General features: G+C 71.4%; 9 protein-coding genes. 5 read left to right on the top strand and 4 right to left on the bottom strand.

The features are described 5' to 3' along the window. Positions 1-177 precede the first annotated feature (177 nt). Together ACWGIU_RS24380 and ACWGIU_RS24375 are read left to right on the top strand one after the other, a co-directional pair. Positions 178-1,500: a cation:proton antiporter gene (locus ACWGIU_RS24380; protein WP_453709069.1), complete on the top strand. Its 1,323-nt coding sequence runs from the start codon at positions 178-180 to the stop codon at positions 1,498-1,500. Positions 1,501-1,620: 120 nt separating this feature from the next. After that, positions 1,621-2,022, top strand: a complete 402-nt coding sequence (locus ACWGIU_RS24375) for a hypothetical protein (RefSeq protein WP_453709063.1) — start codon at positions 1,621-1,623, stop codon at positions 2,020-2,022. 35 nt (positions 2,023-2,057) lie between these two features. On the opposite strand, the gene ACWGIU_RS24370 is transcribed toward ACWGIU_RS24375, so the two are convergent. The 3 genes from ACWGIU_RS24370 to ACWGIU_RS24360 all read right to left on the bottom strand — a co-directional run bounded on the left by ACWGIU_RS24370 (position 2,058) and on the right by ACWGIU_RS24360 (position 4,232). Next, positions 2,058-2,828, bottom strand: a complete 771-nt coding sequence (locus ACWGIU_RS24370; protein ID WP_453709061.1) for a hypothetical protein — start codon at positions 2,826-2,828, stop codon at positions 2,058-2,060. A 226-nt stretch (positions 2,829-3,054) separates the two neighbouring features. After that, positions 3,055-3,381 carry a GYD domain-containing protein gene (locus ACWGIU_RS24365; protein WP_453709067.1) on the bottom strand — a complete coding sequence of 109 codons (327 nt, stop codon included), beginning with the start codon at positions 3,379-3,381 and terminating at the stop codon, positions 3,055-3,057. 116 nt (positions 3,382-3,497) lie between these two features. Then, positions 3,498-4,232, bottom strand: a complete 735-nt coding sequence (locus tag ACWGIU_RS24360) for a VOC family protein (protein ID WP_453709065.1) — start codon at positions 4,230-4,232, stop codon at positions 3,498-3,500. A 294-nt stretch (positions 4,233-4,526) separates the two neighbouring features. Here ACWGIU_RS24360 and ACWGIU_RS24355 point away from each other — a divergent pair, with 294 nt between their 5' ends. The 3 genes from ACWGIU_RS24355 to ACWGIU_RS24345 all read left to right on the top strand — a co-directional run bounded on the left by ACWGIU_RS24355 (position 4,527) and on the right by ACWGIU_RS24345 (position 6,617). Further along, positions 4,527-4,907: a PRC-barrel domain-containing protein gene (locus ACWGIU_RS24355; RefSeq protein WP_453709059.1), complete on the top strand. Its 381-nt coding sequence runs from the start codon at positions 4,527-4,529 to the stop codon at positions 4,905-4,907. A 196-nt stretch (positions 4,908-5,103) separates the two neighbouring features. After that, positions 5,104-5,259 carry a DUF6131 family protein gene (locus ACWGIU_RS24350; RefSeq protein ID WP_453709057.1) on the top strand — a complete coding sequence of 52 codons (156 nt, stop codon included), beginning with the start codon at positions 5,104-5,106 and terminating at the stop codon, positions 5,257-5,259. 233 nt (positions 5,260-5,492) lie between these two features. Next, the gene (locus ACWGIU_RS24345; protein WP_453709055.1) at positions 5,493-6,617 is read left to right on the top strand and encodes a glutamate--cysteine ligase; all 1,125 of its coding nucleotides are present in this window, start codon (positions 5,493-5,495) and stop codon (positions 6,615-6,617) included. A gap of 77 nt (positions 6,618-6,694) precedes the next feature. Here the strand turns inward: ACWGIU_RS24345 and ACWGIU_RS24340 are convergent. Continuing rightward, positions 6,695-7,210: DUF1206 domain-containing protein (locus tag ACWGIU_RS24340; protein WP_453709054.1), on the bottom strand; the 516-nt coding region annotated here is incomplete at its 5' end.

Below are 7,210 nucleotides of genomic sequence, written 5' to 3'. Positions count from 1 at the left end.
CTCGACGAGTTCGGGCCCTTCCCCTATGCCGGACCCGGATGCCGGCTGAGCCGGGGCGCGCTCGGCTGATCGGCGGTAGGACATCGCGCCTGCCGCCCCGCCGCGAGGATCGGGTAGCTGTGTGGGCGACGGCTGCGCACGGGAAGGATGGTTCGGTTGGGTCCCACCGGGATCGACATGGTGTACGCCTGTGCCGGGCTGGGCGCGTTGTGCGCGGCGGTACTGCCCACGGCGCTCGCGAAACGGCCGCTGTCGCTGCCCATGGTGTTCCTCGCGGCAGGGTTCCTGGTCTTCCTGTTGCCGCTCGACGCGCTCCCGGACCTCGACCCGGTCCGGCACCGTGGCGTGGTGGAGCACCTCACGGAAGTGTGCGTGGTCGTCGCGCTGATGGGTGCGGGCCTGGCCATCAACAGGCCACCGGGCCTGCGTTCCTGGTCGACGACCTGGCGGCTGCTGGGCCTCGCCATGCCGCTCACCATCGTGCTGACGGCGGCGGCCGCGGCCTGGCTGCCGGGGTGGCCGCCGGCGGTCGCGCTCCTGGTCGCCGCCGCGCTCGCCCCCACGGACCCGGTCCTTGCCGCCGAAGTGCGGGTGGGCGAGCCGACCGACGAGGAGGACGACGAGGACGAGGTGCGGTTCGCGCTGACCGGCGAGGCCGGCCTCAACGACGGGCTGGCCTTCCCTTTCGTCCTGGCCGCCGTCGCCCTGACCACGGTGTCCGCGCGGGGCTGGTCCGCGGAGGGGCTCTGGCACTGGGTCTGGAGCGACGTACTGGTGCGCAGCCTGGTGGGGCTGCTGGTCGGCGTCGCCGTAGGCCGCCTCCTCGGCTGGATGTTCTTCCAGGCGGCGTGGAAGGCCCTGCGGCTCTCCGAACACCGCGAGGGCTTCGTCGCTCTCGCCGCGACCTTCACCGCGTACGGGCTGGCCGAACTGCTCCACGGCTACGGATTCGTCGCCGTGTTCGTCGCCGCGTGCACGATCCGGGCCGCCGAACGGGCCCACCGCTACCACCGTGTCATGCACGCCTTCACCGACCAGATCGAACGGCTCCTCACCGCCGTCGTGCTCTTCCTCGTCGGCGGTTTCATCGCCGATGGCGGGCTCGCCGCGCTGACCTGGCCCGGAGCCGTCCTGGGTCTGCTGCTCTTCCTGGTGATCCGCCCGGTGGTGGGATGGGTGGTGCAGTTCCGGGGCAGGGCCGTCGGTTGGCAGCGGGCCGCCATCGCGGTGTTCGGCATCCGGGGTATCGGCTCCTTCTTCTACCTGTCGTACGCCCTGGGTGCGGCGGAGTTCGCCGCACCCGCGCGGGAACTGTGGGCGGTGGTGACCTTCACCGTCCTGCTCTCTGTCGTCCTGCACGGTATTGCGGCCACCCCCGCCACCGCCCGACTGGACTCCTCGGACGTACCGGACGGGCGGCCACCTGCGGGGCAGCGTAACGGGAAGCAGCAGACCGGAGGCGGCCGGGCCGTGCGGCGGGAGGACCTTGAGGGGCGCTGACCCGGCGCCGTACGGCCGGTCCGGCGCCGCGATTCGGCGGCATGACCGGGGGCAGGCGCACCGGTGGCCCCGCGGTCTCGGCCTGCGGCGGGCTCGGCCCCATGGAACGGAGTGATCGCGATGCGTACCGTAGCGGCCAGGGTGATGGGCGTGGCGACCCTCGGTTATGGCGTGGCGGTCGCCTGCCGTCCCGGGCTGCTGGCCCGCCCCTGCGGCCTGCCCGAGACGGGGGCCTCCGCGCTGCTGATCCGGGCGTTGGGGGTCCGGGACGCGGCCATCGGCGCCGCGATGGTGGTGATCCCCGAGGGCGCGGGGCTGCGTACGGCCGTACTCTGCCGGGTCGCGGCGGACAGCGGGGACGCCTTGCTCTTCGGCACCTACCTGGCCCGCCGCGCCGAACGCGCCAAGGCCGCCTCGTCCGCGCTGACCTGGGCGGCACTGTGCGGCTGGACCCTCACCGCACCCCGTGGGGGACACCGGGGGGCCTGCCCCCGTTCGTCCGGGTCACCCAGGCCGACATGACCGACCGCGGCGCGTTTTCACCTTCATTTTCACCTTCATCCGTTCTCGCGGCCGAGGGCCCGCCGCAGGGTGATGCCGTAGCTCAGGCGCAGCCGGCGCAGCTCCCACACGGAAAGCGCGGTCACGGAGAGCGGCGGCGCCAACAGGAAGAGGACGCGGACGGCGAGCGGGGCATCCACGGGCGCGTCGTCGAAGAGCTGGACCACGAACAGGGACCAGACCAGCATGGGCGAGAGCAGTGGCGGGAGCACCTCGTGGACGTCGGCCGCGCGGAAGGCGTGGTGGACGCAGAGCACGGCGGAGGCCAGCGCGAAGGGGAAGACGAAGAGCCCGGCGAGTGCCCCGAGCGGGCCGAGCATGCTCGCGTACGGCAGGCCGAAAGACATCACCAGGACAGTGGCGAGGAGCGACCCGATGGCGGTCGCCGGACCACGCAGCCGGGCCCGATAGAAGGCCGGCCCGGGCGGCCGTGCGGAGAACACGAACGCCGCGAGGCCGAGCGGGCCTATGACGAGCAGCAGTCCGGCGCTGACCAGCACCTCGGTGAACTTGTCGTCGACGACCCCGCCGGCCCCTTCGCGCAGCGGGTAGGCGAGGACGAGCCATAGTCCGGCCAGCAGGCCGATGGCGGTACGGGCGATCTGGGCGAGCCGGATCGCGTCGTCGACGATCCGTCCGGGCCGGGCGGGCCGGTGGATCCGCGCAGCGAGCACGAACGGCGCCCGCACCACCCGCACCCACCCGGGCCTGCGCTCCTCGGCCCCGGAAACGGGCCCGGGCGCGGGCGGACGCCGGTATGTGCTCATGCTGCTGTCCCCCGAATCGGTAATGATCACCGCATGGTAGGAGCCCCGCGATCGATTACCCAACCCGGGCGCCGGGCGGACCAGTTGACCGCGGCTTCCCGCATCCGGCTCCCGCATCCCCGCATCCCCGCAGACCGTTCGGCGGGCTGAGCGACGAGAAGCTGTCGTTCTGCCGGCCTCCGGCGGCAACGGAGCCGGAGGCCCGGCCCGCATCGGGCCGGGACCGCTACGCGCCCGGCGGCCGGTACCGGACTGCTTCGGCTTTGCGCAGGGCATCGATGGTTTCATCGACGGTCAGGAGGACCGTCGTCTCGAAGGAACCGAGCGCGCCGCCTCCGCTGATCGCCAGTGCGACCGCCGCCATGGACACGTTGTCGGGGGCCTCCCACAGGTTGTAGCCGTCGTGCGTGCCGAACGCGTACCAGAAGCCGTGGAGCTTGCCGCCGACGGACTCGATGTACGCCTGAGCGGCCTTCGCGCGATCCTCGGGGTGGACGATCAGCCTCGCCCACGTCTCCGGTGTGTAGCTGAACCTCGACAGATAGAGCGGCATCATTTCTCCCTTTCGTTCCACCAAGGGATGCCCCGGCGGGCGGGAGACGCTCCGGTTGCGGCCTGCATATCCCCCGAACGACCTCTTGATCTGCCGCCTCCGCGTGGCCCACCGGGTCAGGCAGGCTTGTCCTGCGGTGTCACCACGGTGAAGAGCGCCCCGTCGGGATCGGCGAGAACGACCCACCGGCTCACGCTGGACGTCTGTACAGGAGATGCGGTCCTGCCGCCCAGCCGGGTCGCGGCCTCGATCACCGTTTCCAGGTCGGGCACGCGGAAGTGGACGTGCCATCGAGGACGCACCTCAGGGTCCGGGGCCTCTTCGAGTGCGCCGCCGCTGATGCGGGCCACGGTGTCGTGCCCGTGCCGCAGGACGACGTGGGCGTGCTCGTAGGAGACCGCGCAGCAGCCGGGACGCGATCCGGCCCAGTCGAGGACCTCGCCGTAGAAGATGGCGGCTGCGAACGCGTCCCGCGTCCGCAGTTCCAGCCAGGCGGGCGCGCTGCCCCGGCCTACCGACCAGTCGGGGACGACCTCGCCCTGCCAGAAGCCGAAGACGGCCCCGGCGGGGTCCGCCGCCAGGGCGATGCGGCCGGTACCGAAGGCGACGGGGCCGACCGCCATGGTGGCGCCGCGTTCGCGGATCCGTGAGGCGGTCACGTCGGCGTCCTCGACGGCGAAGTAAGGCGTCCACAGCACCGGCGCGCCACTGCCGGCGAGGGCGCCGATGCCCGCTACGGGGGCTCCGTCACGGAAGGCGACCATGATGCCGCCCCCGAGGTGGGTGGGCCGGAAGTCCCAGCCGAGTACGCCGGCGTAGAACCGCTGTGTGGATTCGAGATCCCGGGCCAGCAGGCTGACCCAGCACGGCGCACCGAAGATCTCGTGGCTCGAAGTCGACACAGCTGTCAGCCTCATCTGCCGTTGACGGGGGGACGGGACCCTTCCACGGTAGACCGGGCGGCGGCACTGGGCCGCGAGGCGCGGTTCGAACCGCGCCGGTGTTTGCCCGGCGGCAGGTCGGGCAACCGCGTCGACACATACGGAAGGGCCCCCGCGTGCGGGGGTCCCCGCGCCGTGGGGCGTTCCGTGACCGGTCGGTCAGGGAACGCGACGGGTCACCTCTACCGGGAGGAGTTGTTTCGCGTGACCGAGCATGTGTGGAGCTACCGGCCGGCATCGGGTCCCCTGACCTGGGCCGACCTCACCGGGTACAAGGTCGAGGCGACCGACGGCGACATCGGGAAGGTCGACAAGCACTCCTACGACGTGGGTGATGCCTACCTCGTCGTCGACACCGGGGTATGGATCTTCGGCAAAGAAGTCCTCCTCCCGGCGAGCACCGTGTCCCGAATAGACCTTCAGGAGGAGAAGGTCTACGTGAACGCCACCAAGGAACGGATCAAGAACGCCCCGGAGTTCCACCGGGACAAGCACCTGCGGGACCCCGCCTACCGCGCGGAACTCGGTACCTACTACGACCCCGGGCTGCCCGGCGACGGTCCGGTCGGCAGCCACCGCGCCTGAGATCCGCAGCTGTGGCGGGGATGCCGAAGCAATTCTCCCCGCAGAAAAACAGTCGCGGAAAACAGTCGACAGAAAATGAGCTCCAGGAAATCAGCGCGCGGAACCGATAGAGACGGAACTTCAGGGTAGACGCCACATGAGACGCCCCGGCGGATCCTATGGTTCCGTCGAATTCCGAAGCGGGAACGAGGACATCATGATTCTTGTCGGGCTTATTCTGTTGCTCGTCGGATTTCTCACCGGGATCTCCGTCCTGTGGACCATCGGGATCATCCTCCTCGTGGTGGGCGCAGTGCTGTGGATCCTGGGCTCGGTCGGGCATGCGGTCGGCGGGCGCCGCCACTATTACTGACCGGTCGGTCCTACGCACCAGTGTTCCCGCCGAGGTCCCGCGCCCGTAGGGGGTGCGGGACCTCGGCACGTGAACGGAACGGCGGTGCCGTCCCTGACGGCGGATGCATGGAACCGGGATACGTGTGAACGTGGGACGGCAAGGTTTCCGCGGGTGCGTGCGGGCTCGGGGCGCTCACCGCGAACGCGGCCACCTGTATCGATCTGAACCCGGGAGCGATGGGCGGCGGCGGAATGCGAAGCGTGGGCGTGGAAGAAGAGCTGTTGCTGGTGGACGCTGCCACCGGTGAGCCGCTGGCCGTGTCGGGTGCGGTCCTGGCGGCGGCGGACCACTGCACAGGGGAGTGCTCCAAGGGCGGGGGAGTGAAGGAGCACGTCTTCGAGAAGGAGCTCCAGAAGGAGCAGGTGGAGTTCGGCACCAGGCCGGTCACGGAGATGGGCGAGCTCCAGGAGGAGATCATCCGGTGGCGGACGGAGGCAGCCCGGCACGCGGCGTCCGCCGGAGCCCTCGTGGCGGCCCTGGGCACCTCACCCCTGCCCGTGCGGCCCTCGCGCAACGCCGGAACGCGCTACGAGTGGATCGCCGAGCAGTTCGGCCTGACCGCTCAGGAGCAGCTGACTTCCGGATGCCACGTCCACGTCTCGGTCGAGTCGGACGAGGAGGGCGTGGCCGTCCTGGACCGGATCCGGCCCTGGCTCGCCGTACTGATGGCGATGAGCGCGAACTCTCCCTTCTGGCAGGGCACGGACAGCGGATACGGAAGCTACCGGAGCCGGGTGTGGAACCGGTTGCCCTCGGCCGGGCCGGTGGACGTCTTCGGGTCGGCCGACCGCTACCACGAGCAGGTCCGCGCGATGGTGGACACCGGCGTGCTGCACGACGAAAGGATGATCTACTTCGACGCCCGCTTGTCGGCCTCCTATCCCACGGTGGAGATCCGGGTGGCGGACGTGTGCCTGGAGGCCGGGACCACGGTGCTCGTGGCCGCCCTCGTCCGCGCGCTGGTCGAAACGGCCGCTCGGGCCTGGCGGGCGGGCGAGCCGCCGGCCCGGGTCGGTACGGGCCTGCTGAGGCTGGCCGGCTGGCGGGCCGGGCGGTCAGGGCTGGACGGGCCGCTGCTGGATCCCCTGACGATGCGCGAGACCGCTGCCGTCGCCGCCGTACGCGCCCTCCATGAGCATGTGCGCCAGGTGCTTGTCGATCACGGGGACGAGGAGCGGGTGAATGCGGGGATCGCCACGCTGCTGGAGCGGGGCAACGGAGCCCGGGTCCAACGCGCGTTGTTGAGCGAGCGGGGTGATCTCGCCGCCGTGGTCCTCGGCTGCGCGCATACGACCACGGCCGCAGCCGCCCTCTGAGGCCGTTCGCCGCTCGGTCCCCGGGTGGAGCGGACACGGGCCCCGCACAGGCGCGGCCGTCCGGGGGCTCGTGATGGTCATCGCCCCGTTCGGGGTGCTCCCGCCGTTCCTGCTGCCCCCGGCCCGGGGCCTGTGGCGGGTCGCCGGGGTGACGGCTGACCTGATGACACCGGTGGAGAGACCTGACACCAGCGGGCCATCGCACAGGAGAACGCGCCGTAGCACATGAGCCCGAGGGCGACCGCGACCAGCAGCCATGGTCCCGCCGGCGTCAGGGTGAACGACCTCAGGGTGTCGTCCATGCCCTTCGCCTGCGCCGGGTCGTAGCGCACCGCGGCGTACACGATGAAGCCGCCGGCCGCCGCGAACAGGGCGCCCCGGGCCAGGCCGCCGGTCACCCCCAGGAAATCGACGGCCTGCCGCCACCGCACGGAGACCCCACCCATGGCGAGATCCTTGCGGAAGCTGCGCCGCGCCGCCTGCACCGCGATGACCACGCCCGCGACGGCGATCCCGAGCCCGGCCGCACCCACCAGCCACCGGCCGGCGGGCAGCTCCATCGCGCGCGCCGTCAGATCGCGGGACTGCTGGTC

Source organism: Streptomyces sp. NPDC054840 (genome assembly GCF_053611065.1).
The sequence above is the reverse complement of the archived record's forward strand: the minus strand, read 5'-3'. Positions and strand labels throughout refer to the sequence as shown.